20 protein-coding genes, 4 tRNA genes and 1 riboswitch are annotated in these 25,968 nt (G+C 44.2%); of the genes, 15 read left to right on the top strand and 9 right to left on the bottom strand.

Annotation, left to right across the window (positions count from 1 at the left end):
• The first annotated feature begins 7 nt into the window (after positions 1–7).
• From tilS to FGL80_RS01395, 8 genes are all read left to right on the top strand, one after another.
• Entirely contained in the window at positions 8–1,315 is a 1,308-nt protein-coding gene (gene tilS / locus FGL80_RS01430; RefSeq protein ID WP_147001761.1) for a tRNA lysidine(34) synthetase TilS, read from the top strand.
• A complete protein-coding gene (gene hpt / locus FGL80_RS01425; protein WP_010003862.1) occupies positions 1,315–1,854 on the top strand; it encodes a hypoxanthine phosphoribosyltransferase in 540 nt (179 codons plus the stop codon). Before tilS ends, hpt begins: the two co-directional genes overlap by 1 nt.
• Positions 1,855–1,877: 23 nt before the next feature.
• Positions 1,878–3,953: an ATP-dependent zinc metalloprotease FtsH gene (gene ftsH / locus FGL80_RS01420; RefSeq protein ID WP_055307431.1), complete on the top strand. Its 2,076-nt coding sequence runs from the start codon at positions 1,878–1,880 to the stop codon at positions 3,951–3,953.
• A 101-nt stretch (positions 3,954–4,054) separates the two neighbouring features.
• Positions 4,055–4,951 carry an Hsp33 family molecular chaperone HslO gene (hslO, locus tag FGL80_RS01415; RefSeq protein WP_147001760.1) on the top strand — a complete coding sequence of 299 codons (897 nt, stop codon included), beginning with the start codon at positions 4,055–4,057 and terminating at the stop codon, positions 4,949–4,951.
• Between the two features lie 116 nt (positions 4,952–5,067).
• Positions 5,068–6,549, top strand: coding sequence for a lysine--tRNA ligase (gene lysS / locus FGL80_RS01410; RefSeq protein WP_029509554.1), 1,482 nt, complete (start codon positions 5,068–5,070; stop codon positions 6,547–6,549).
• Positions 6,550–6,632: 83 nt separating this feature from the next.
• Positions 6,633–6,705, top strand: a tRNA-Asn gene (locus tag FGL80_RS01405).
• Positions 6,706–6,832: 127 nt separating this feature from the next.
• Positions 6,833–6,905: transfer RNA gene (locus FGL80_RS01400), tRNA-Asn, on the top strand.
• 28 nt (positions 6,906–6,933) lie between these two features.
• Positions 6,934–7,006, top strand: a tRNA-Thr gene (locus FGL80_RS01395).
• Positions 7,007–7,084: 78 nt separating this feature from the next.
• Here the strand turns inward: FGL80_RS01395 and FGL80_RS01390 are convergent.
• A complete protein-coding gene (locus FGL80_RS01390; RefSeq protein WP_147001759.1) occupies positions 7,085–8,266 on the bottom strand; it encodes an MFS transporter in 1,182 nt (393 codons plus the stop codon).
• A 291-nt stretch (positions 8,267–8,557) separates the two neighbouring features.
• On the opposite strand from FGL80_RS01390, the gene FGL80_RS01385 reads away from it, so the two are divergent.
• From FGL80_RS01385 to FGL80_RS01370, 4 genes are all read left to right on the top strand, one after another.
• Positions 8,558–9,886: an APC family permease gene (locus FGL80_RS01385; RefSeq protein ID WP_147001758.1), complete on the top strand. Its 1,329-nt coding sequence runs from the start codon at positions 8,558–8,560 to the stop codon at positions 9,884–9,886.
• A 132-nt stretch (positions 9,887–10,018) separates the two neighbouring features.
• Positions 10,019–11,410, top strand: coding sequence for a DUF2130 domain-containing protein (locus tag FGL80_RS01380; RefSeq protein WP_147001757.1), 1,392 nt, complete (start codon positions 10,019–10,021; stop codon positions 11,408–11,410).
• A gap of 94 nt (positions 11,411–11,504) precedes the next feature.
• Complete coding sequence (locus FGL80_RS01375; protein ID WP_147001756.1) at positions 11,505–13,454, top strand: DNA/RNA helicase domain-containing protein; 1,950 nt, start codon at positions 11,505–11,507, stop codon at positions 13,452–13,454.
• Positions 13,455–13,636: 182 nt separating this feature from the next.
• Positions 13,637–13,909 carry a hypothetical protein gene (locus tag FGL80_RS01370; RefSeq protein WP_147001755.1) on the top strand — a complete coding sequence of 91 codons (273 nt, stop codon included), beginning with the start codon at positions 13,637–13,639 and terminating at the stop codon, positions 13,907–13,909.
• Between the two features lie 63 nt (positions 13,910–13,972).
• Here the strand turns inward: FGL80_RS01370 and FGL80_RS01365 are convergent.
• Together FGL80_RS01365 and FGL80_RS01360 are read right to left on the bottom strand one after the other, a co-directional pair.
• Positions 13,973–14,044, bottom strand: a tRNA-Glu gene (locus FGL80_RS01365).
• Positions 14,045–14,138: 94 nt separating this feature from the next.
• The gene (locus FGL80_RS01360) at positions 14,139–14,462 is read right to left on the bottom strand and encodes a hypothetical protein (RefSeq protein ID WP_147001754.1); all 324 of its coding nucleotides are present in this window, start codon (positions 14,460–14,462) and stop codon (positions 14,139–14,141) included.
• Between the two features lie 370 nt (positions 14,463–14,832).
• Between FGL80_RS01360 and FGL80_RS01355 the strand changes: the two genes are divergently transcribed.
• On the top strand, positions 14,833–16,917 hold the full coding sequence (locus tag FGL80_RS01355) for a DNA topoisomerase (protein WP_147001753.1): 2,085 nt from the start codon (positions 14,833–14,835) through the stop codon (positions 16,915–16,917).
• Between the two features lie 19 nt (positions 16,918–16,936).
• On the opposite strand, the gene FGL80_RS01350 is transcribed toward FGL80_RS01355, so the two are convergent.
• Positions 16,937–17,896, bottom strand: a complete 960-nt coding sequence (locus FGL80_RS01350) for a Dyp-type peroxidase (protein ID WP_147001752.1) — start codon at positions 17,894–17,896, stop codon at positions 16,937–16,939.
• Positions 17,897–18,049: 153 nt separating this feature from the next.
• On the opposite strand from FGL80_RS01350, the gene FGL80_RS01345 reads away from it, so the two are divergent.
• On the top strand, positions 18,050–19,405 hold the full coding sequence (locus FGL80_RS01345) for an MFS transporter (RefSeq protein WP_147001751.1): 1,356 nt from the start codon (positions 18,050–18,052) through the stop codon (positions 19,403–19,405).
• A gap of 41 nt (positions 19,406–19,446) precedes the next feature.
• Here FGL80_RS01345 and FGL80_RS01340 read toward each other — a convergent pair whose 3' ends face one another.
• The 5 genes from FGL80_RS01340 to FGL80_RS01320 all read right to left on the bottom strand — a co-directional run bounded on the left by FGL80_RS01340 (position 19,447) and on the right by FGL80_RS01320 (position 24,239).
• Positions 19,447–20,697: an MFS transporter gene (locus tag FGL80_RS01340; protein ID WP_147001750.1), complete on the bottom strand. Its 1,251-nt coding sequence runs from the start codon at positions 20,695–20,697 to the stop codon at positions 19,447–19,449.
• Between the two features lie 217 nt (positions 20,698–20,914).
• Positions 20,915–21,586 (bottom strand): thiaminase II, encoded by a 672-nt coding sequence (gene tenA / locus FGL80_RS01335; RefSeq protein ID WP_147001749.1) that lies wholly within the window; start codon positions 21,584–21,586, stop codon positions 20,915–20,917.
• 10 nt (positions 21,587–21,596) lie between these two features.
• Positions 21,597–22,259, bottom strand: coding sequence for an energy-coupling factor transporter transmembrane component T family protein (locus tag FGL80_RS01330; protein ID WP_147001748.1), 663 nt, complete (start codon positions 22,257–22,259; stop codon positions 21,597–21,599).
• A complete protein-coding gene (locus FGL80_RS01325; protein ID WP_147001747.1) occupies positions 22,256–23,665 on the bottom strand; it encodes an ABC transporter ATP-binding protein in 1,410 nt (469 codons plus the stop codon). The genes FGL80_RS01330 and FGL80_RS01325 overlap by 4 nt, the downstream gene beginning before the upstream one ends.
• Positions 23,658–24,239, bottom strand: coding sequence for an ECF transporter S component (locus tag FGL80_RS01320; protein ID WP_147001746.1), 582 nt, complete (start codon positions 24,237–24,239; stop codon positions 23,658–23,660). Before FGL80_RS01320 ends, FGL80_RS01325 begins: the two co-directional genes overlap by 8 nt.
• 140 nt (positions 24,240–24,379) lie before the next feature.
• Positions 24,380–24,469: riboswitch (TPP riboswitch) on the bottom strand.
• Positions 24,470–24,596: 127 nt separating this feature from the next.
• Here FGL80_RS01320 and FGL80_RS01315 point away from each other — a divergent pair.
• Positions 24,597–25,934, top strand: coding sequence for a dihydrolipoyl dehydrogenase family protein (locus FGL80_RS01315; protein ID WP_147001745.1), 1,338 nt, complete (start codon positions 24,597–24,599; stop codon positions 25,932–25,934).
• Positions 25,935–25,968 lie beyond the last annotated feature (34 nt).

Below are 25,968 nucleotides of genomic sequence, written 5' to 3'. Positions count from 1 at the left end.
TTCTATCATGATTGAAAAAATCCAACAACAATTAGAAGCGCAAGACTGGGAACCAACCATTATCGTCGCCGTGTCTGGCGGTGTCGATTCTGTTGTTTTGCTGCACGCTTTGCGCCAGCACTTACCCACAGCGCAACTCGTTGTCGCGCATGTCAATTATCATTTGCGTGCTGAGAGTGACGAGGATGCGGCTTTTGTAGCCGAATTAGCACAGCAGTATCAAGCGCAATTTGAGCTATGCGAATGGGATGATATTCCGACAACGGGTGTTGAAGCGCAAGCGCGCACACTCCGTTATCGTTTTTTTGAGGCATTGGCTGCCAAATACCACACCCAGACTATTGCCGTCGCACATCATGCCGACGATCAGGCCGAAACGGTCTTGTTAAAATTGGTGCGTGGTGGGCAAGTGACGCAACTAGCGGGGATGGCCACTAGCCGTGCTAAAATCCGCCGACCTTTTCTGGGGATAACAAAGCAAACATTAATAAGTTATGCACAGACGCATGGGTTAATGTGGCGGCATGATCAGACCAATGATGATCCCGATTATACCGCGCGCAATCGTTTGCGACACGTGGTCGTTCCGGCCTTGCAACAGATTAATCCACAGGCTGTGACACATATTAATGCTATGGCTGCACAAATTCAGGCACAATCTGATTTAATTACCCAAACGGCTGCTGACTATGTGCCGTTACTCACATCGAATTGGCCGGCTATCCCATCGCGTTGGCTCTTACCGACGCTCACCGTTTTTTTACAACAACAGGGCATTTACCGGATTAAACAAGCGCAGCTGGCGCAAGTCGTCAAATTGTTGCATAACGATAAAAAACCAACGGGCTCGGTGCGTTTGTCACAGCAAACACAAATTGTGAAATCTTATCACCAATTACAGCTAGAAAACATAATAGAAACGGCAAATCCGGTGCAAGTTTTGCCGTCAACTATGTTAAAATTAAATCAATGGCAAAAATTCACTGATGGCGCCCTTCGATGGACGAATCAGTCCCCAAATGAAACCGCATACAGTGTTGCATTTACCTTAAAGCAACCCACGACGCATTTGGACTTGCGCCCAGTGAGAACTCGTGATAAACTTGCTCTCATACATGGGCACAAAAGGTTGCGACGACTAGCGATTGACGAAAAATTATCACCTGCTGAACGGCAAGACATGCTAGTCTTGGCGACCCCTGAAAATGAGGTTATTGCGGTGAAGATTCGCCAACGTTGGCGCGTTAGCGAAGATTTTGCCATCAAACAAGATGCAACGCCAAATTGGCTAGCATGGCGAATTGAGGAAAAATAGTGGATAACGATATACAAGAAATTTTGTTTGACCAAGCAAGCATTCATGATGCTGCAGTACGTCTAGGCAAGCAAATTACACAAGATTATGCTGGCGAAAAGCCAGTGGTACTATCAGTTTTAAAGGGGGCATACCTTTGGACAGCTGATTTGTTACGCGAAGTTGACTTATACGTTGATTTAGAATTTATTAACGTATCAAGTTACCATGGCGGTGTTGCCAGCACAGATGAAATCACATTAGTGACGGATATTCGTTCTGATGTGGCCAACCGTGACGTCATTATTTTAGAAGACATCGTGGATACTGGTCAATCATTGCTCTTTATGAAAGAGTTGCTGGCTGACCGTGGTGCGCGTTCAATCAAAGTTGCGACATTGCTTGATAAAAAGGGCGGCCGCAAAGTTGAAATTGATGCGGATTATATTGGGTTTGACGTCCGTAACGAATTCGTTGTTGGGTATGGATTGGATTACAAAGAAATGTACCGCAATTTGCCGTACGTTGGTATCTTGAAAAAAGAAGTCTATTCTGACTAACTTCTAGAAATTGGGGAAAATTAATGAAAAATAATCCAAAAGACGGTTTCTTAAAAAGTTCGATTTTCTACATTTTTATTTTCCTTGCAGTTGTTGGGATGATTTATGGCTTGTTCGGAAACGATAAGTCAACATCTAAGACATTAACGTCAAGTGAATTTATAAAGGCGCTGAACGATAAGGAACTCAAATCAATTACAGTGCAGCAAGGTAATGGTATTTACAACATTACTGGGGAATACCGTAAGCCGCAAGAAGTGACCGCTGACAAGGGTTTGAATATTTTGCAGCAGTCACAAAAGGTGACAAAGTTCACGTCAACTTTGTTGCCAAATGATGCGTCATTACAAACTGTTTCTCGTGCTGCAGCTGACACTAAGACAGAATTAGTCGCGAAGCAACAAGAATCATCTGGCTTCTGGTTGAACTTACTCGTGTCATTCTTGCCAGTCTTACTGATCATTGGTGTCTTCTACATGATGATGAGCCAAGCTGGTGGTAAGGGTGGCCAAGGTGGCATGATGAGTTTTGGTAAGTCAAAAGCTAAGCCATCTGACCCTAAGGATAATAAAGTACGCTTCTCTGACGTGGCTGGTGCTGAAGAAGAAAAGCAAGAATTAGTTGAAGTGGTTGAGTTCTTGAAGTCACCTAAGAAGTTTGTGAGCTTAGGTGCCCGCATTCCAAAGGGTGTTTTGCTTGAAGGCCCTCCGGGAACAGGTAAGACATTGCTTGCCAAGGCGGTTGCTGGTGAAGCCAGCGTGCCATTCTTCTCAATGTCTGGTTCTGACTTCGTTGAAATGTTCGTCGGTGTTGGAGCTTCTCGTGTCCGTGATTTGTTTGAAAACGCCAAGAAGGCTGCACCAGCAATCATTTTCATTGATGAAATTGATGCGGTTGGTCGTCGTCGTGGTACCGGTATGGGTGGCGGAAACGATGAACGTGAACAAACATTGAACCAAATCTTGATTGAAATGGACGGATTTGAAGGGTCAGAAGGTGTGATCATTTTGGCTTCAACGAACCGTTCGGATGTTTTGGATCCAGCTTTGCTCCGTTCAGGACGTTTTGACCGTAAGATTTTGGTTGGTGCGCCTGATGTTAAGGGACGTGAAGCGATCTTGAATGTTCACGCTCGCAACAAACCTTTGGCTAAGAACGTTGATTTGAAAGCGATTGCGCAACAGACACCAGGTTACGTTGGTGCCGATTTGGAAAACTTGTTAAACGAAGCTGCCTTGTTGGCTGCACGTCGTAATAAGAAAGAAATTGATGCAGCGGATATTGATGAAGCTGAAGATCGTATTTTCCAAGGACCAGCAAAGACAAACCGTGGCATGTCTGAACAAGAACGCCGGACAACGGCTTACCACGAAGCCGGACACGCTCTGGTTGGTTTGGTACGTTCTGAAGCATCAGTTGTGCGTAAGGTAACCATTGTCCCACGTGGTCGTATTGGTGGTTATGCATTGATGACGCCAAAGAATGACCGTTACAACTTGCGTTACTCAGAAGCTAAGGAACAATTGGCTGGTTTGATGGGTGGCCGTGCTGCGGAAATGTTCATGTTTAATGAAGCCAGCTCTGGCGCATCAAACGATTTCCAACAAGCAACTAACTTGTCACGACAAATGGTCACAGCCTTTGGTATGTCAACTAAGGTCGGGATGGTGCAACTGGAAGGTAATGCCAGTGTCGGTTATACTGAACAAGCTGGTAACCATCCTTATTCTGAAGAAACAGCACGTTTGATTGATGAAGAAGTTCGTCGTTTGGCGCAAGAAGCTTATGATGATGCAACCTCAGTGATTGCTGAACATAAAGATAAGCTGGTGGCGATTGCCGAAGCTTTGCTTGAAGTCGAAACGTTGGACGAACGTCAAATCAAGGATATCTATGAAACGGGTCACTTTACCCGTAAAGATGTGCAAGATGATGACGAAGTGGCGACAGCAAAGTCATTTGAAGAAGCAAAGGCAGCTGCTGATGCGAAGGATTCAGAGGCTGAAGCACGCTATGAACATCATGAAGAACCAAAACCTGATGATGAATCAGAAGCAGAAACTTTAGATGATGCGCCAATAGATGACAAGCGCGATTAAAATAAGTAAAATAGAGGTTGACGGTTACGTCAACTTTTTTATTTGAAATCAGTTTTTAACTAGGGTGTGACGACGTTCACAGTAAATATAGAGGGTATAACATGTCAGATCAATTCATTAAAACAGTGACCAAGAATAAGTTTTTCCGTGCTTATGCTTTAAACGGTACAAATATGGTGCGTGAAGCGGCTGAAATCCATGATACAAACCGCTTAGCAGCCGTTGTATTAGGCCGTAGCTTGTTGGCCACAACGTTGACGGCACAATCAATGTTGAAGGGTGAAGAACGATTAGCGATTCAAATTAATGGTCGCGGGCCAATCGGTAATGTGGTTGTCGAAGCTGACGCAAAGGGGAGTGTGCGGGGATATGTGACGAATCCACAACTTGAACCTATCTTTGATGATGCTGGACAACTGGATGTGGCCAAAGCAGTTGGCACAAATGGTTTCTTGCAAATCACTAAGTTTGCGCCTTATGCCAATCCTTACATTGGCCAAAGCCAGCTGGTTTCAGGTGAAATTGGGGATGACTTCACGTACTATTTGGCACAATCAGAACAAATTCCTTCCGTTGTCGGCGTTTCAGTTTATATGAACCAAGACGACACGGTAGGGGCTGCTGGTGGCTTCCTCGTGCAAGCTTTGCCTGATGCAACCGATGAGGCGATTAATGAATTAGAAGCAGCGCTCAAGGTCATGAAGCCGTTGACTGAGATGTTGGTTGAAGGCTACACACCGCTTGAAATGTTAGAAGAAATTTTTGGCAAGGGCGAAGTTGACGTCTTGCAAGTGGCTGGGGTTGGTCTGGCAGCAGAACCAACGAAGGCAGCCTATCGTGAGATGTTGACAACGTTGCCAGCTGAAGAAGTTCAAGCCATGATTGATGAAGATGGCGGCGCGGAAATTGTGGGTAAGTTCTCAGGTAAGCGTTACTTCTTCACAGCTGATGAATTACGTGAAATTGTCGATGAAATCAACCAGAATAATCGTGACTAACCTTTGAGGTTGTCTCTAATTTTTGGTATAGTTAATATTAGTAAAAACTTTGACAACTGGTGAGTATCATCAGAATATAATGGAGGAAACGTGCTCACTTTGAGCACTCTAAACATATGGCAGAAGAAAAAGCCCTCAACGATCAAATGTTGGCCCGTCGCCAGAAGTTGGCAACGCTTGTTGACGATTTACATTTGGATCCATTTGGTAAGCGATTTGAACGCACAGCAAAGGCGCAAGAATTGCATGACTTGTACGATAACAGTACATTAGAAGAATTAGAAGCTGAACCACATGAAGTTGTGATTGCTGGTCGTATGATTGCTAAGCGTGGCGCTGGTAAGATCATCTTTGCCGACTTGCGTGATGTTTCTGGTAAGATTCAAATTTATGCTAAGCGTGACGATTTGGGCGATAACTACCCAATCATTAAGCGGGCAGATCTTGGTGATTTCCTTGGTGTTAAGGGGATCATGATGAAGACTGAAGCCGGTGAATTAACGGTTTTGGTGACTGAATTAACACATTTGACGAAGGCTTTGCGTCCAATGCCAGATAAGTTCCATGGTATTGCCGATGTGGAAACACGTTACCGCAAGCGCTATTTGGATTTGATTGCCAATGAAGACTCATTCAAGAAGTTCCAATTGCGGTCAAAGATTATTTCAGCTATTCGCGCTTACATGGATTCACAAGACTTCATGGAAGTAGAAACACCAATTTTGCAAACTGAAGCTGGTGGTGCTGCTGCACGGCCATTTATCACGCACCACAACGCGCTCAACATTGATATGTACATGCGTATTGCCACCGAATTGTACTTGAAGCGTTTGGTTGTTGGTGGTTATGAACGTGTGTATGAAATCGGCCGTATCTTCCGTAACGAAGGCATGGATCCTAAGCACAACCCTGAGTTTACAACAATGGAAACTTATGCGGCGTACATGGACTTTACCGACGTGATGGATGAAACGGAAGGTATTTTCAAGGCAGCGGCCGCTGTTGTTTCCGATGACTTGAAGGTTACTTACCAAGGGACAGAAATTGATCTTGGCTCAAAGTTTGCCCGCAAGCACATGGTTGACTTAATCAAGGAACAAACAGGGGTTGATTTCTGGCAAGACATGTCTGTTGAAGACGCCCAAAAGTTGGCTGACGAACATCACGTGAAGTACGAAAAGTATTGGGGTGTTGGCCACATTATCAACGCGTTCTTTGAAGAATTCGTTGAAGACACGTTGGTACAACCAACATTTGTCTATGGTCACCCAGTTGAAGTGTCACCATTGGCCAAGCGTAATGCGGAAGACCCACGCTTTACGGACCGTTTTGAATTATTCATTATGGGTAGCGAATATGGTAACGCCTTTACAGAATTGAACGATCCAATCGACCAACGTGCGCGTTTTGAAGCCCAAGTGGCAGAACGCGAAAACGGTAATGATGAAGCCGAAAACATTGATGAAGACTTCATCGAAGCTTTGGAATACGGTATGCCACCAACAGGTGGTTTGGGCATCGGAATTGATCGTTTAGTGATGTTGCTAACAGACTCCGATACGATTCGTGATGTTTTGTTGTTCCCAACAATGCGTTAAAATATTTTCAATTTAAATGATAAAAAGGCTTGACATAACGATAGATTATTCGATATAATAATTAAGTTGTGTTAAGCAATTATTCCGACTTAGCTCAGTTGGTAGAGCACCTGACTGTTAATCAGGTTGTCGCCGGTTCGAGCCCGGCAGTCGGAGTTTTATGAGAAGCAAACCTTAGAGGGTTTGCTTTTTTTGTGTCATTTTTTAGCGCATTTTTTCGTCAAAAAGTGTTGACAAAATATGGCAAAGCTGGCATAATTAAATAGTTGTGTTAAGCAATTATTCCGACTTAGCTCAGTTGGTAGAGCACCTGACTGTTAATCAGGTTGTCGCCGGTTCGAGCCCGGCAGTCGGAGTATCGGATAACCTTTAGGTTATCCACTTGCCGATGTAGCTCAGTTGGTAGAGCACGGGTATCGTAAACCTGGGGTCGGAGGTTCGAATCCTCTCGTCGGCATCCCGTCAAAGCATGATCACTGTTATCCAAGTGATCATGCTTTTTTTGTCGCAAAAAAACCAGTTGACTATCAACTGGTTAGACGGTTTTAGGTTTAAATCGAACGGTTAAGGTTAACACGCTGGAAATGGCTAAAATAACGGCCACAAAGGCATACGGTAAACTACCGTCGATATCAAGTAAGGCACCACCCAGAATCGGGCCGACAATGTTACCAATACTCGTCAAAGACATATTAAGACCGTTAATTAAGCCTTGTTGCGCTTCGTTAACGTGAGACAGCAGCGTGGTAATAGCAGGTCGTAAGACGTCAAAGCCAACAAAGACAATTAAGGTAGCGATAAAGACTTCCCATTTGCTTTGGGCAAATAAAATCCAAATAATGGCGACAAAACCAGCGATGAAACTTAACCGAATCACGCGTAATTCACCGAGGTGGCGGACTAACGCATCAAAGAAGACGACTTGGAAGATCAGCGACATGACACCATTGACGATTAAGAACCATGCAATTTCCGCTAAATCAAAGCCACGAACATCATGGAAATAAAGTGAGAACATATTATCAAAGGCTGCCAGACCAAAGGAAGCCACTAAAATCATCAGGAGCAACATCACTAAAGCCACCGACCAAAAGTTAGGCGCTGGGGTTGTGATCTCAGCATCGGGCTTTGTTGGGTCTTCATGTAACCGTAGTTGTGATTCAGCTGGCATGAAGCAGATGAAGACAATGAAGGCGAGCAGGCCCATCACAGCAGACCCATAAAAGGGGAAGGTAAGGTCGATATTGGCTAATACACCACCAATGCCGGGCCCCAAAATAATCCCGCCACTAAAAGAAGCGGATAACCAACCAATCACGCGAGCACGATTTTTCAGAGTGGTCATATCAGCGGCTAACGCGGTAATGGATGGCATCGATAAGGCAGCGGCTAAACCACCGAGCACACGGGCAAAATTTAGATACCAGAGTGATTGCCCAATACCGATGGCAAAAACAGCTTCCGAGATGGCGAAAAGCAACAGGCCAGCCGCAATGATGGGGATACGGGCAAACTTATCAGATAACCGCCCAATAATGGGCGAGGCGATAAATTGCACAGCGGCAAATAAGGCCGCCATAATCCCCATATCCATTGCCGTGAGGCCCATCTCTGTTTTAATATAAGGTTCAACTGGAATGACCAAGCCGATTCCTAACATAATCAGTAATTGCGAACCCACGAGTAAATAAAGTGCACGTTTTTGAATGCTTGTCATAAACCACCTTTTCTGATGTCGTCCTAGCATCTGTATAAAAAAGTGGACGTCATGAGCTAGACGTCCAAACTTTGCTAACGATGCGGTGTTGACGCAGACCGTGGCCTATCATCAACCTATTGTCTTTACCTTATCAATTGGTGGGGCGGTTGTCAAACTATGACAGTGGTCACGAGCCTTTGGGTTGTTTAAAAACGTTTAAATATTTAAAAATGTTATGGGTTTGTCATTCTTAAACTGGTATGATAAAAAGATGTAATGCTATTTTTAGAGTGAAACAGGGGAATAAACATGGCGACGGATCAAAAACTTAATCGCACCATGACATTAATACCGGCAATCTCAACTGTGATGGGCACAGTGATTGGCGCCGGCGTATTTTACAAAGCCTCAAGTGTGGCATCAGCCACGGGTTCAACCAGCATGTCGTTATTTGTCTGGTTGCTTGGTGGCTTGATTAGTTTAGCGGCTGGTTTGACTGGCGCTGAATTGGCAGCGGCCTTGCCACAGACCGGTGGGATGCTTGTTTATATCGAACGCGCATACGGTAAGTTAGCGAGTTATTTGCTCGGTTGGGCGCAAATCATTATTTATTTCCCAGCGAGTATTGCGGCTAAAGGGGTCATCTTTGGGACACAGGTAGCCAATCTGTTGCATTTGGGCGCGGGCGCAATTATTCCGTCAGGCGTTGCCGCACTGGTCTCAGTTGCGCTAATTAACATGCTTGGTTCAAAGGTGGCCGGCCAGTTCCAAGCGGTGACTTTGTTCTGTAAGCTCATTCCATTGGCCTTAATTATTATCTTTGGGTTGTTGCAGCCAGGGGGCGTCGATGTGTCGTTGTTCCCCGTGACACCAGGACATGAAGTTGGCGGTTGGGCCGCTGCTTTGGGTGGTGGTTTGTTGGCTACGATGTATGCCTATGATGGTTGGATTCACGTCGGTAACATTGCCGGTGAAATGAAGCATCCCTCACGCGACTTGCCACGGGCGATTGCGGGTGGTTTGTTTGGGATTATGATTATCTATTTGTTGGTGAACTATGCGTTCTTGCATGCCTTGCCATTCCAAGACATTCAAGGCAACGAAAATACGGCAATGGATGCGGCCCAAGTCATTTTTGGTGGCTTTGGTGGGAAATTAATTACCATCGGAATTTTGATTTCAATTTATGGGACGTTGAACGGCTTCACGATGACGGGTATGCGTTTGCCCTACGCGATGGCTTTGGAAAACAGTCTGCCCTTTTCAAATCAATTACTCAAATTAAACCGCTTTAAGATTCCATATGTGGCGGGGATCTTTGAATTGATTGTGTCAATTGCTTTAATGTTTGTCGGCGGCTTTGACATGTTAACGGATATGTTAATCTTTGTCATCTGGATTTTCTACACGCTAGTCTTAGTGGCGGTCATTAAGCTCCGTCGCGATGAGCCAGACTTGCCACGACCATACCGTGTGCCGCTTTACCCTGTCATTCCAATTATTGCCATTTTGGGTGGGGTATTCATTATTGTCATGACATTGTTGACGCAGTTCCAATTGGCCATGAGCGGTGTGCTAGCCACATTAGTCGGCCTACCACTCTATTTCTACCGGAAACGGCATCAAAAATTAGATTAAGCAAAGCATCTGAGTTATCAGGTGCTTTTTTTATTGTTAGTGACCGAACTGATACGGGAACGCGCGCTAGGTTTGCTATAATGAAAGCAGTAGCGCATCGTTGAGATGTGCATTTGATAGAGGTAGATCATCATGGCAAAAGTTAAATTTCATATTGCATCGCAAACCGAACTCGTCCTTGATCAAGACGCCCATGCTGGGGATGTGATTGATCTCACGGATGAACAAAATATTGATACGAGTATTGTCAACGGGAAAATTGCCGATATTTTAGAAGATAAATTAGCGCAAGCCCGTGAAGAATGGCTTAAACAACAAGAAAAGCAAGCTGCCGTTGAGCTGGAAAATCACTTGCAAGCGCAAAAACAGACCATGCAAGCCGAGTTGAACGATAAAGCCCAACAAATCATCGCGTTAGAGACCAAGTTGGATAATTTAATGCAGCAGAACGCCGCAGAATTGCAGTCTCAGCTCGTGCAAAAGGAGTTGGATATCCAAGATACCATGGCTAAAAAAGACGCAGAAATCGCGCAATTAGTGGCTAAAATTGAAGCGGCCAAGCAACAAGGGCAAGCCGAATTGGAAACGGCGTTGGTTAAAAAGGATGCAGCCGTGCAAGCCGAATTGGCAACGCGGGATAAGAAGCTGGCGGAATTGACGTCGCAGTTGGAATTGAAAGACCAAAAACAACAGTTAGAACTAACGAACGTGCAGAACCAATTTGAAGCGCAGTTAAAAGTCGCTCAAGAACAAATTGAATTCTATAAGGACTTTAAGGCACGGCAATCGACCAAGGAAATTGGCGAAAGTTTGGAACAATACGCGATGACGGAGTTTAGCAAGATTCGGTCTTATGCCTTTCCTAATGCCTATTTTGAAAAGGATAATACGTTATCGGAAACCAACTCTAAGGGTGACTTTATTTTCCGTGATTATCAAGATGGGTTGGAATTTATCAGCATCATGTTTGATATGAAAAACGAAGCCGATACGACGGCAACCAAGCATAAGAACGCTGACTTTTTCAAGGAATTAGATAAAGATCGCCGTGAAAAGAATACCGAGTATGCCGTATTGGTATCGATGCTGGAAGCGGATAGTGACTTATACAATACCGGTATTGTACAAGTGCCAAATTATGAGAAAATGTACGTTATTCGCCCGCAATTCTTTATTCAATTCATCGGGGTGTTACGTAACGCTGCCCTAAACACGGTTGCGTACAAGCAGGAACTCGCGCAAGTTCGTGAACAAAACATTGATATCACGCATTTTGAAAGTGATCTGACGAACTTCAAGCAGGCTTTCGGCAAAAACTTTCAAAGTGCCTCAAATAACTTTAAAAAGGCGATTGATGAAATTGATAAGTCAATTGCTCGGATGGAAGCAGTCAAAAAAGCCCTCACCACATCAGAAAATCAACTTCGCTTGGCGAATAATAAACTGGAAGATGTCAGTGTCAAAAAATTAACGAAAAACAATCCAACCATGAAAGCGAAGTTTGATGCGCTTTTGGGGGAGTAGGGTAGAATAGATTTTACTGACAAGTAAATTCATTAAAAACAAAAAGCAACGATTTGTTGCTTTTTGTTTTGACCTGTTTTGAGATAATTAGGCTATGAAATTGTATGAGTTAATTAAGCAAAAAAGAGAAGACAAAGGTTACACACAGGATGACGTCGCACGATTTTTGAATGTTACACGACAGGCTGTTCAAAATTGGGAGAAAAATAAGCGTGCGATTCCTAATGAATTATTAGCAGATTATTTTGGGCTTCTTGGTTTTAATGCACATGAAATATTATCCGTATTTGGCTTTATTGATAGCGGTAATCTAATGATAAAGACGATCGATTATTCGAAAGATGCTATTGAAAATTTTGCAAAGACCGCTCAAAATACGATATTGACCAATTATCCAACAGTTTATTTGGGGATAGGGAAACAAACGAATGAGCATACCGAGCAGACGAAGCAATTAGTTTATGTTGGCGAAGCGAGTGCAATTGTGCGTCGAACAATTGAACACTTGAACGCACAAGAAGATAAGTTAAATGAGATTAAAGCTGTTGCCGACGAACATAACGAATCATTGCACATTATAGGTCATTCAAAATTTAACAAGTCAGCGACATTAGAAATTGAACAAATGTTCATGGATTATCTGTTAGGCGATGACAAGTTTGAAAAAATATACAATGGTCGTAACAACGGTTTATCCAATGACTTTTATCAACGGGAAACCTATCGGTCAGGTATTTTTCCTGAAATATGGGAACGACTACGGCAACAAAATATCGTATCGAGTTTGCAAGCTGTCAAAAATTCAGCCCTTTTTGCCAATAGTCCATTTAAATCATTAAGTCCAGAACAGGAAAAGGCAAAAAATCGTATTGGTCTTACGATAGCAGAGACTTTAGCCAATGGTTGGGATAATAAAATTATCAAGATACAGGGGCTTGCTGGTTCTGGGAAGACTGTGCTGATGGCGCAACTTTTTTATGAAATTTGGCAAAATCCGTATCCGGTATTAAATGCGGATAAAAAATCAAAACATTTGGCCAACGTTGTGCTGTTAGTGCGTCATGAACAACAACGGCGCACTTATGAACAGATTGCCCGTAAGCTAAATATGGGCAAGAATGTTGTGATGGATGTACCGACATTTATTAATAGAGGCGAACCGGTTGATGTTCTTTTGGTAGATGAGGCACATCTCTTATGGAGTGGTAATTACGGGCGTGTTAATAAAGCGAAATGGCAACCAGATTTACAGGCCCTACATGAATTAGCGCGTACAATGGTATTGGTTTATGATCCAAAACAGGTAACATCGGTGAGAAACAATATCAGTGATAATGACACACTTTGGTGGTTAGTTAATGGGCCAGATACCACAACACTTTACTTAGAAAATCAGTGGCGGATACAAGCTAGTAAACAAACGCAACAGTGGATTGAAAATTTAGCCCATTTTGAAAACAATTCGCTGATTATGCCGCCAAATGATGAGACGTATCAAATTAAATTTTTTGACAGTGCAAAAAAATTCAAAGCTGCGATTGAAAAGAAAAATGAAGAAGTTGGGTTAAGCAGATTAGTAGCAACTTACGATTGGAAATATTCGCAAGGATCAAGGCCAAAAGATGGTCAATATTGGACAGTGAATTTTGGTAGTGAGATTGTTCCTTGGAATCTTGAATTACCACAAGTCAAGTTAGCTCAAAATAAACAAATACCATGGCAAGAAATTGCGGAAAGTATTGGCGAGGTTGGTAGCGACTTCACAGTTCAAGGGATTGATTTGAATTATGTTGGGGTAATTTTGGGACCATCAGTTATTTGGAATGAGGCAACAAATGCGTTAGATATTGACGCTGACTATTCATTTGATCATTCTAAAATGCGCAAGCAGAATGGGACGTATAATACTGCTGAAAATAAAGCATTTCTAAAAAACATTGTTAATGTTTTGCTGACACGCGGTGTACATGGCCTTTATATTTATGCTGTAAATGATGACTTGAGAAGAAAATTGGTTACGTTAAATCAGACAACGATAGACTAAATCGCTAAAACGACAGTGTGAAATGTCGGTGCTATGATGTATGAGGCGATTTTAGAGGAATAATGCGAAATATGAAAATAGTGCGTTACCGCTTGTTAAAAAAATTACAAATGTTATAATAGGGCCAATGTTGACACGAAAAAACGATTAGCTTTTATCGTTGCTATTGACGGGGAGTTGTGATGACACAGTTAGTATGGCCACTAATATTATTTGCTTTCGCAACAATTTTGGGCAATTTACTTAAAAATACGAAACCGATGCGAGCGATTTATCCTTATCGTGGGTGGCTAATTATTGGTACCGGAATCATGTTGTTCAGTTATATATTGCTGACGATGGGTCATCCTTTTGCACTACCGGTTTTGATATTCCCGATGTCATTTATCATTTTAGGCTTACTGACGTTAAGTAAAGATAGAAAATATGAAAAAACGCCAAACCTGAAAGACTAGGTTTGGCGTTTTTATCATGTTTAAAACAACATAAAAAGCCGCAACCGAAGTTGCGACTTGATATAGCTCGTGAGAGAATCGAACTCTCGATTCCGCCGTGAAAGGGCAGCGTCTTAGCCACTTGACCAACGAGCCATGGTCAGTGATGTCTGAATTACTATCAAACAACATATAATATCATAACAAGTTTCACGACAGACGTCAAGCGTTTTTTGCAATTTTTTTTGAATTAATGACAAATTTTTTGAATAGCCTGTTGTTGCGTCTCGGGGAGGAGTGGTAGGAGTTCGCTTAATTGTGCTTTGAACTGCTGACGGCCACGATTAGCGGCGAAACCGTTGGCATGTTGTATCGCTTGATAACGCTTGATGAAGTTGTGTGCTTGTGACTCGGCAACCTGTTGAATTTGGGTGAGTAATTTAGGATCTTGCGTGGCCTGGGCCATCAGCACGAGATCAGTTGGGGTGACATCAGGCATCGTCAGGACTTTTGCAATCCCAAGTTGGGTCAAAGCTTGCTGGCGCAGCGCTGCGTCTAAGGTTAGTGTTGTCATTTATTGCTCCTGTTTAACGTCCAAAGGACTAGTTAAACAAATAAAAAACGTGCTCGATATACGAACACGTTTAAAAGTGACGTATATCCAATTACAGTGGAGCACCTTGCCAAAAGGTAGGTTGCTGCTAGGTCAAAGTGTGTAATCACTCACTAGCTCTCGATATAACACGTGATTTAATTGTTGCAAGTAGTGTATCACAAGCGAAAAGATGTTGTCAACTAAGGGGCTAGTATGACGTTTCTTTGTTTTCATTTAGTCCGTTTCTGTTACGTGCGTTGTTAGCAAGCTAACCACCACAACCTAACTAACGCTGAAGTTAAATCTGGTAAAATAGTAAGATAAGTAAATGAAAGGCAACTGACAACGCATGCCCAATTACCTGATACTCACGGAAAAGCCATCCGCTGCCGCCAACTTTGTGAAAGCGCTTGGTGGCCAAACTGGCACATTTAACCAATTTAACTATAAAATTACCAATTTACGGGGTCATGTGATGACCTTAAAAGACCCCGAAGAAATGGTCGCTGATGCGCTCAAGCCACGCTACAAGTCATGGCTCATTAAGCATTTACCTTGGGATTTGGCTGATTTTTCATGGGAACGCACCTACATTCGGCAACGTAATTTGCGCACGGGGAAAATCGAATCAACGAAACAATTGGTCGATGATTTAAAAAAAGAAGCTAAAAACGGCTATGATGCCATTGTTATTGCCACGGATACGGATCCATCTGGTGAAGGTGAGTTGTTGGCTTGGGAAGCGTTGGACGCCATTAAGTGGCGCGGTCAAGTCCTGCGGGCGAACTTTATGGATGAGTCCGTCAAAGGCATTCAAGCCGCAATGACACAGCTCCGCGACGTGTCCTATAAACAACAAGACGGCGACTACATCAAAGGGGAAAGTCGGAATCGTTGGGATTTTGCCTCGATGCAACTCACTCGCATCGCAACCACCGCAGCAAAAAAACAGGGCTTTAAGGTGGTGGCACGTGAGGGGCGTTTAAAGTCCGTCATTGTTTGGCAAATTTATGCCCAACTGGAAGCGATTAAAAATTATGTTAAAAATCCCTACTTTGAAGTGAAATTCAAAGATCCGGCGGGACATGTGTTTGGGCGGGTCACGCCTGAAGGGGATGTTATTCCGTGGCGCTTTGCGACGCAAGCCGCGGCCGAACAGGATTTAGCCCAATACCATGAGAGTGCGGTGGTGAATGAAAAGCATCAAACACGGACGCAAGCCCCAGGCAAATTGTTAGATTTGGCCGGCTTAGCCGCCATTTTAGCGCCACGTGGTTTTTCAGCCCAAGAAGTGCTGCGTACGTATCAAAAAATGTATGAAGCACAAGTGGTGTCCTATCCACGAACGGAAGATAAGACGGTGACGCCTGAACAATTTAATGAATTACTGCCAAAAATTGATCAAATTGCCCAGGTTGTCCAAGTCGATACAGGGTTACTCACTCACCGGCAACCACGGCCAACCCATGTGAAAGCCAAAGGCGCCCACGGGGCCAACCGACCAGGGGAAAACGTCCCGCCAACATTAGCCAGTTTGGCCAAATTTGGCCCTAGTGCGCAAGCCATTTATGAAGTGTTAGCGAAGAACTATTTGGCGATGTTGGCTGAAGATTACGTCTATGACCACGTGACCGCTAATCTGGCGGATTATCCAGACTTTAAAACAGCGTATAACGTGCCGATAGCGTTAAATTTCAAAGCGGTTTATGATGCCCAACGCGCCACAAAAGTCGAAGAGGATGCCGAAGAGGACGTGGCGAGTGGCCAATTAGGGCCAATGGCACAACCTTATTTGCATGAAGGTGCGAATAAGAAACCTCAAGCCCCAACGACGAAATGGATCATGGCCTTTTTGGAGAAGCATAACGTTGGAACAGGGGCGACGCGCGTCTCGACATTGTCTGACATGAGCAAAGGCACCAAAGCCATGATTAAAGAAACACGTGGGAAATTGACCCTCACCGAAACGGGCAATGTGTCCGCGGTGATGGTGAAAGATACATGGATTGCGTCACCGAAAATCACTAAACGGCTATTTGAAATGATGGATCAAGTCGGACAATTTGAGATGACCATGCCAAAGTTATTAGAATCCGTGACCCAAGTGGTGAACCATGATATGCCAATCATGTTATCCAATGCGGAACAATTAACGGCGCAACTTGGGCAGCCCAAACCAACACCAAAGCGCAAAGTCAGCGAGAAAATGACTGCCACGTTCAAAGGTGAAGAAATCACGTTTGCCAAAGAATGGAGCGGGCATGTCTTTACAGATGATGAACTGACCAAGCTGTTGAGCGGGGCAGAAATTAGTTTTGAAGCTAAGTCAAAGCGCGGTAAGTTGTACACAGCCACCGGTAAATTGGCAAAACAAACCTATAAAGGCAGCACATTTTACGGCTTTAAATTAAAGCCAAAGCCCAAAAAAGCCTGATCATTAGATCAGGCTTTTTTTAGTCTTGGAATTCACCATCGGCGATGGCTGCTAACAAATCACGTGACGGAATGAAGAAGAGTTGGCCAGACAGAATATCGGAAAACTGTAACAAAAAGTCGGATTGATCGAGCATATTTTGTAACATCCCTTTTGTCACGGTCCAATGACGGGCATAGCCCATAAAATAAGTGCCGGTATTACCCGAAGCAGGGTCAGAATAAGGGACATTCATCCGAATAATCTTTTGTTCGACCCCATCAGGTTCAAACTTTGAGGCAACATTATGCGCGTTTGGATACTTTTCGTCGTCTTCTAATTCAATATCGGAAAACTTTTCCCGACCAACAGCTTTTTCTTGTTCTTCAGTGGTTAGGTGGTGCCAAAAGTCCATATTATGCCGCCACTTTTGTGCAAAGGCGTAGGAACCATTGATAAATTGCGGATCTTCATCACCAATAATGGCATATTCGGCCGCATCTTCCACCGCAGGAGCTTCAGTGCCGTCGATAAAGCCGATAATGGCACGGCCTTCAAAGTAACGGAATCCCTTGGTTTCATCAACCACAGTGGTAAAGTCCTTTAAGAAACGCATAAATTGGGTCTGCGCTTCATAAACAACCGCTTCGTTGCTGGCGCGAATGTGGAAGAATAAATCACCTTCACTCGCTGGCATACTATAATTTGGACCAGTTAAGGTCTGATAAGTTTCCAATTCGGCTGGGATTGGCGCATTTGGGAAAAGGTAAACCCATGCGTCACGGCTAAAGCCAAAGGCAACTTTTAGGCCAGAAGCAGCTGATAAATGCGAATCACGAATTCGCAATGAGCGAATAATGGCTTGTGAGCGATCCGCGAATGCTTGAATAGCAGCTTGGGCCTGTTGTTGATCGGCACGCGTGAGCTTTAAAACAGTGAATTGTACGTGTTCACCAGCATCTTTCCAGACATCTTGTGCTTTTGTTGGGGTAATGGGCATCTGTACGTCCTCCATTAATGACTTTATGTTCACAGTCAGCATACACCTTTTCACCGCCTTAATCAAGAATCATTCTAATTTACTTGATTAAATTTAGTAAAAAGTTTAGTATGAGAACAACACAAGCGACAGTTGAAAAATGAGGTAGGACACATGTTTAAAAACATCCGACAATTAACACCTTTTGCCATCATATTACTGGCAATTGCTTTTACTATGTCCATTAGTCAATCGACGATGACGACGGCATATCCCGTTTTAATGCGTAACTTTCAAGTTGATGCGGGGACGGTTCAGTGGTTAACGACGGGATTTATGGTAGCAATGACCCTCGTCATGCCGGTGAGTCCGTGGTTATTGAATAATGTCACGTTGCGGACGTTGTTAAATGGGATTGTCGCTGTCTTTTTGACGGGGACAGCGGTGGCCATGTTGGCGACACGGTTTGAAGGCATTATTATTGGACGCTTGCTAGAAGGATTAGCTGTCGGTGCGTTGTTTCCCACTTTTCAGAGTGTCATTTTGGAAAATACCGCAACGGCTCAGCGTGGCGTGACCATGGGGGTTGTCGGCTTGGTCATGGGATCAGCTTTGGCAGTGGGGCCAATTATTTCTGGCGTCGTCCTCCAATGGGTCTCTTGGCGTGCGCTATTTGTGCTCTTTTTTGTCATTTTATTAGGCTTGATTGCGTTTGGACAACCCTTAATTCAAAACACCCATGTCATGCAGCCGTCACGCTTTGACTGGCTATCGGCGCTGAGCTTAATTGGTTTTGGTGGGGTTTTGTACGCGATTTCAAGTATTGAAACGCTGGGCATGAATTGGCTATGGTGGGTTATTTTGCTGGGAAGTTTTTGCCTGCTGGCATTGTTTGTTATTCGGCAACGTCAATTAGCACAACCCTTTTTAGACTTATCAGTGCTCCGGTATCGCGGGTATATCCCAGGCTTGTTGCTAACGGGCATTTCATATTCTGGCTTGATTATCGCCACGGTGATTATGCCTTTATTCTATCAACGCATCTTCCACATCACACCGATGTGGTCGGGATTGTTGATGGTGCCTGCTGCGGTATTTTTAAGTCAGTTGAATCCACGTACTGGTCGGTTACTGAACCAAATTGGCTTGAAAAAGTTGGTGTATATTGGCATGACCATGATGATGGTAGGCTATGCCGGCCTAGCGTTATTTGGGACACAATCGTGGGTGGTCGGCTTGTTGGCAGCCTTATTGCTGGAAGGTGGTAATGCCTTTGTGATGATGCCGGCCGTGACGGCGGCTAACAATGTTCTCCCTGAAGCATTGGTGAGTCATGGGACTGCGCTGATTACGACCATGCGTCAAGTCATTGGTGCAGCCAGCGTGGTCGTGGCGACGTTGCTGATTAGTCATTTCAACACCACGGTGACGATTGGCCAAGCTCTATCACGTACATCCGCCTGGTTTATCTTGGTACCAGTAGCTGGTGTGCTGCTGGCGACACAATTAAAACGCCATGAAGGCGAGTAAAAAAGCAGATCAATTGATCTGCTTTTTTTGATGCACAAGAATTAAGCCAGGGTACGTTGAGACGTTTTTTTAATAATAAAGCCAATATAGAGTAATAGGATACCCATATAGAATGCCATTAAGCCGAGACTGATGGGGACGGACCAGATATTAGCAATACTCATGAAGATCAGTTGACCAATCGGCAAGGTAAAGGTCATACTGGCTGAAATCAGGCCGAGCGATAATGCAACATGTTCGGTGATGTCTTGATTCATAATCCAAGCACTTAATTTTGGACCAGCCTTGCCTTGTAAAAAGCCAGCCAAAAACAAAAAAATCAAAAATAAGTAGGTGGGTAAAAATAGTTCAACGACGATAACACCGCCTAATAAGAAAACAACCTGTAAGCCGATTAACTGTAAAAAAGAAATTTTCTTAAAAACCGTCAGTGGTAAGAAGGCACCACAAACTTCGGCAATTGAGAAAACTGCGCCTACCAGTGCAATAGTGAAGCCAAACGAGATAATTTGTTGTTGGTGATAGTTGGCAAAATATAGGGATAGCACATTTTCTAAAGCAGCGCCAACAATACCGGCCACAGTATAAACTGAAATATACCAACCGAGTAATGGGATTGAAAAAATGGTTCTGATAGCATCTAAGAAACTGATCTGCGACTTGTTGTCTTGCGTGGTTGGTTCCGGTGATATAATCGCTTTCGGCGTATCACGTAAATTGCCTAATAACAGGGCGCTAACACCAAAAATAACAGCATTCAGTAATGCGAAGTAACCATAGTGGTCATGAACGAGGACTAAAAGCGCAGGCCCAATGAATTGCGCAACCATTGCGATAGTTGATGTGACGCCTGAACTCCACCCCATAATTTGTTCGCGATCTTGATTGGCAACGACTTGTATTTCTTTTTCGTAGAGCAGGCCGCCAGCATAGCCACCGCCGAGTTTAACCACGGAAATGATGAGTAAGATGATAATCATTGTGGCAATCGACAAACTTTGCGCATAAAAAGCGATAATGAAATAGAGCACCATTTGGCAACATCTGATGATGCGAGAGACGGTAATTTTATTGGCTGTTCTGTCTGCGTAATAGCCAGTGACAGCACTGAGGACAGCTGGCATGATGTTGACGATAGAAGCGGCAGTAATTAACCAACCTCTTTGCGCACCGGTAAAGTTTGCAGCAATCATCATCAACAGGACAATACCAAAAAGATTGGCACCAATACTTTCTAAGATACTCGATAAAAATAACCATTTGAATTGACTTCGCCAATACTTTTTTATCATTGTGCCGCCTTTCGTTTACCAGATGCAATGATGTTAGCTGATTGGTAACAACTACTGTTGATCAGTCATTGCAACACAACTACTAGTTAAATTCGACAATAATAATACTAACACTAAAGTTAAATATTTAATAGTTTTAAATTAAAATAAAGCCATAAATAACAAAATGGTGTGATCAGATCTCAAAAAAAAGCAGATCAATTGATCTGCTTTTTGATTAAAATTCGAATTGCCAGTGGGTTTGTTGCCAGGCTGCTTCCCAGAAGCGCCATTCCATTTCTAAACTGAACAGGAACGTTTGGGCAACGTGTTCAAGTTGTGTTGGTGTGAGTGACGCCACTGCACGATCTAACGCTTCAAAACGCCAAGCGTTGTAATCTGGTGTATCTGGCGCCATCTGCGGTGCATATAATTCGATCCACTCTTTAAGTGGGTTCTCATCATTGTTAGCATCTTGGTCAACGAGTTGTTCACCAATGACCGCATAACTCCACGCACAAGGCAGGAGGGCCGCTAGGGCATCAGCGTAAGTACCATGGTAAGCTGATGCATACATATGGTCCGTGTAACGCTTTGTTTCCGGTTCGCGTCGCCAATTTTCAATGGTATGACCGGTAATTTCCAGCATGACTTGATGCGCACGCGATTCATTTTGTACAAATTGGGCAGTGGTCAAAAGATTATTGATATCATCAACATTATCGGTTTTGGTAATCGTCAAGGCGGTCACCTGCAAATAATCTTTCAGATAATGCTCGTCTTGTTCCACGTAATAATTCAATACATCATTTGGTACGGTACCAGCTGCGATGGCTTGAACAAATGGGTGTACCATAATGGCATCCATCATGGGTTGGGCGCGTTCTAAGAGCGCCTGTGAAAAGGTCATAACAGTCTCCTTAATACCAACGGGGTAACAACAGTAGTTGGAAAATGATCAGAATCAGTAAAGCAATGAGCCAATCACGTCGGTTAATCGTGACGGTCTCAAGATGGGTACGTTGCGCGCCTTCAGTAAAACCGTGACTGACCATCCCCTCAGCCAAACTCTGTGACCAACGAATGGCAGATAAAATGGCTTTAAAATACAGTTGAGGATCCCAAACGTGCAATGTCATGCCCCGCATTTGGGCGGCCACACGAATCGTTTTAATTTGTTGATTCACCGCCGGCATAAAATTTAACACACCAACTAAGGCATAAACAAAGGTGGGGCTCAAGTGCGCACGTTGCTCAAGGGTGGCTAAGAAAAGATCGCGTTCATCATTGAGCTTTAGCGTGAACAAACCGCCAAGCCAGAGATAAGCGTACACACGTGATAGCATCACCCAAGCCATGTGGACGTGATCACCGGTACCAAAGTACATCAGAGAGAACCAAGAGCCAAGGCCTGGCAGGGCAGGTAGTAAGCACAGCCATAACCATTGTCGCCAACGTAAATGCAAAATCAGGTATAACAAGGCACTCACACCGATGACGATGAGATTAACCGTCACGCTTTTAATGAAAGTTAATTCCAAGGCGATGACCATAATCACGCCAAATTTTATCAGTGGATTCATGATGCGTCACCTCGAAAAGTTAGTTGCTGGTCTTCAAACTGCAAGTGGTAATCAAACCAATCCGTCACCGCGTGTAATTGGTGGCTAATCATCACCACGGTTTGGTTTTGTTTGGTGGTCATGTCAGCGATGACAGCTAATAGTTGTGTCTGTGACGCACTGTCTAGGCCAGCCAAGGGTTCATCAAATAACAAAACCGGTGTGCCAGTCATGAGCATGAGCAATACTTGCAGCTTTTTTTGTTGCCCACCAGATAATTGGTAAACGATGTGTTCACGCACATGACTCAAATTAAGTTGTACCAAGATATCATTGAGTAAATCGGCTGTCCAAATTTCTGGAAAACGACTTATTTGCTGTGCTTGTGCCAATTCTTCTGCCATCGTCATCGCGATAAACTGCTGCTCGGCATTTTGGAAGACAAGGGCAACATCGCGAACGTGTTGTGCAATGCGACGTTTAGCGAGTGGTTGGTTTTGGTACAAAATATGACCACCGTAAGGGTAAAGTTTCACCAAAGCCGACAATAATGTTGACTTACCAACACCATTTGGTCCAGTAATCAGTGTGCGTTTGGCCTTGGGAATCGCGAGTGACGTTTCAGAAAGTAAGAGACGATCACCACTGGTGAGGGTGACTTGATCTAACACCAAGTCACCAATCACAGCGTCTGGTTGGGTGGTGTGAACGGTGGGTTGGGTGGGCAATTGGGACAAAATCGTTGTTTTTTCGTCAGCTGATGCGGTGTGCAATCCCCCATCAGCCATGACGAAAACATCATCGATAACGTCAGCGTAACCGCTCCAATCATGATCCGCAATTAAAATCGTTTTGCCTGCTTGTTGATAGGCTTTGATCAACTGAATTAATTGCAATCGAGATGTGGGATCCACGTTAGCAAACGGCTCATCAAGGAGTAAGAGGTGACTGTCTGCTGCGAGGACTGCGGCCAATGCCACTTTTTGCTTTTCACCACCGGACAAGGTCATCAAGTCATGCCACATGAAATCACGCATGCCCACGCGGGTCAGGGCATCTTCGATGCGTGGCGTGATGTCTTCAGGTGCAACCTGGAGATTTTCTAGGCTAAAACGCAGTTCTTCAAACGGTGTCTTCATGACAAATTGGCGGGTGGGATTTTGGAAGAGATAACCAATATGTGCTACCCGCTGAAAAGGCACAATATCATGTACAGCATGGCCATCTAAAGTCAATGTGCCCGTCAATTCACCACCACTAAAGGTTGGATAAAGACCGGCCAGGAGTTTAAGCAGGGTTGATTTACCACTACCACTTGGGCCGACAAGTAAATTCAAGCTACCAGGTTGTAACGTTAACGACACATCCTTAAGAACCGGTATATCAGCGTAGGCAAAATTAACTTGTTGGACAACGAGATTAGTCACGACGTAAGACACCAGCTTTTTCAATCAGTTTTTGGATGGCAACGACTAAGACACCACCAAAGAAGAGGAGTGACACAAGACGTGTCAAGAACAAGGCTACAAGTAGGCCAATATGGTATGAGGCATAACCGTCACGGAAGAGTGACCAAACGAAGGTCACAATGGTGCCGGTAATAGCAGAAGCGAAAATACCGCGCCAATGCCAATCTTTATAGCCGAGAAGCGCAAAACCAGCTTCACTACCAACACCTTGAACAAGACCGGAGAGCAGGGTTGCCACGCCCCATTGTCCGCCAAGCAACATTTCAACAGCTGCGGCAAAGACTTCACCCAGTACACCCGCACCAGCTTGGCGAATTAACACACTAGCCAAAGGTGCGGCCATCATCCAACCCCCTAGCAAGAGATCGTTAGCAAAGGGGGCCAACCCCATTGGTGTGAGGGCAGCAGACAAAACATTATAAACTGGCCCTAGCACCCAGAAAATAAAACCGATGAAGACTGCGACAAAAGCCAGCAGTAGGACATCGCGTAACGCCCAGTGTGGGCGTTTAGAATTTGAAATCGTTTGCATAATGAATATGCCTCCATAAAATTTTTGTAGTTTTGTATCTTATGTCTGGCACGGTGCAGTTTTGATGTGTCGGATAACGGCCAAATTTTGACCAACAAAAAAACGCCTGGCTTTTTATGAACCATGCGTTTACTTAAAGACACACTAAAGCGCAATGCTCCCTTCGCTGGTACTAACCAGATCAGGTTCAATGGGTGTTTCTCAGCCAAATGGCACCCCAGATTGTTAAATATTCAACTACACGTTAAATTTAACATAAGTCAATCGTTTATGCAAACACTTTCATGCGTGTGCGGATACCGGCATGTCATATCTTGTTTGAGAAATACTGGTATAATATGAGCAACGAGGTGAATCATGACAGAATATGAATTTGAAGTTGGGGTCATTGGCGCCGGACCTGCTGGTCTTGCAGCGGCGTATGCTGCGCGCGCTTTAGGCAAAAATGTCGTCATTTTAGAAGATTATTTATGGGGTGGGACGTGCCCTAATTACGGCTGCGATCCAAAGAAAATCTTGCTGGCGGCTGTTGAAGGAATTCACCGGCAATCAGCACTGCAAAATCTTGGCTTGCGCGGCTTGTCAACGATTGATTGGTCAGCTTTGATGGCGCACAAACAGCGTTATGTCGACGCTGTTGAACCCCGTAAAATACGCGGACTTGATGCGGCAGACATTACCCGTTTTTATGGTCGGGCGGCTTTTGTGAACGCTGATACGGTTACAGTTGGTGACACAGGTGACCGAATTAAGGCGCTTGATTGGGTTATTGCTACCGGACAACGCCCAAAAACGTTAACGTTTCCTGGGGCAGAATTGACGCAAGATTCAGAAGCCTTTTTGAATTTGCCAGTGATGCCAGATGATGTCACGTTTATTGGCGCTGGGTATATCGGAATGGAGTTTGCCAATATTACACAGGCTGCTGGCGCTCACACACGAATTGTGACCACTGGACCGACAGCACTGCGGGCGTTTGATCAAACGTTAGTCCGTCAATTGATCACGGACATGCAGGAAACGGGTATTTCCTGGTATTTTAATGCGACTGTCCAACAAATCGAGAAAACACCGACTGATCGCTTACTAGTGACATTGACAGATGGGACACAATTTGAGACAGGTCGTGTTTTTGTAACGGCTGGTCGGGTGGCCAATGCCGATCAATTACAATTGGAAAATGCCGGTGTGGTCTGGGATACGACGGAAATTCCGGTTGATGATCATTTGCGTACGTCAAACCCACATATCTATGCCATTGGGGATGTCGGTGGCTCACCAGTCCCTAAGTTAGTGCCAACTGGGAACCATGAAGGTCGTTACGTGGCGCAAGTCATTGCGGGGTTGAATACCGCACCGATTACTTATCCGGCCATTCCAGTTGTGGTATTTGGCACCCAACATATTGCCCAAGTTGGGTTATCCGTTGAAGCAGGACTGGCAAAGGGTTATCGAGTAACTGATATTGATATGAGTCAGGTCATGCCATTTTATCGTTACAATGATACAGCGCGGGTACGGACTGTACTTGATGATGCCGGCCATATTGTTGGGGCGAGCGTAATTGCTGCTGAAGCTGAAGAAGTGATTAATTATTTTGTCACGGCTATTAATGAACGGCGAACGTTAGCCGAAACGCAAGCTAACTTATATGCCTATCCGTCATTGGGATCAGAATTTGCAACGTTTTATTAAAAGCCATCGTCTTAGACGATGGCTTTTTTCGCTC

This window comes from Leuconostoc lactis (assembly GCF_007954625.1).
In the GTDB taxonomy this organism is placed as follows: domain Bacteria; phylum Bacillota; class Bacilli; order Lactobacillales; family Lactobacillaceae; genus Leuconostoc; species Leuconostoc lactis_A.
This window is presented reverse-complemented; position numbering and strand designations above follow the sequence as displayed.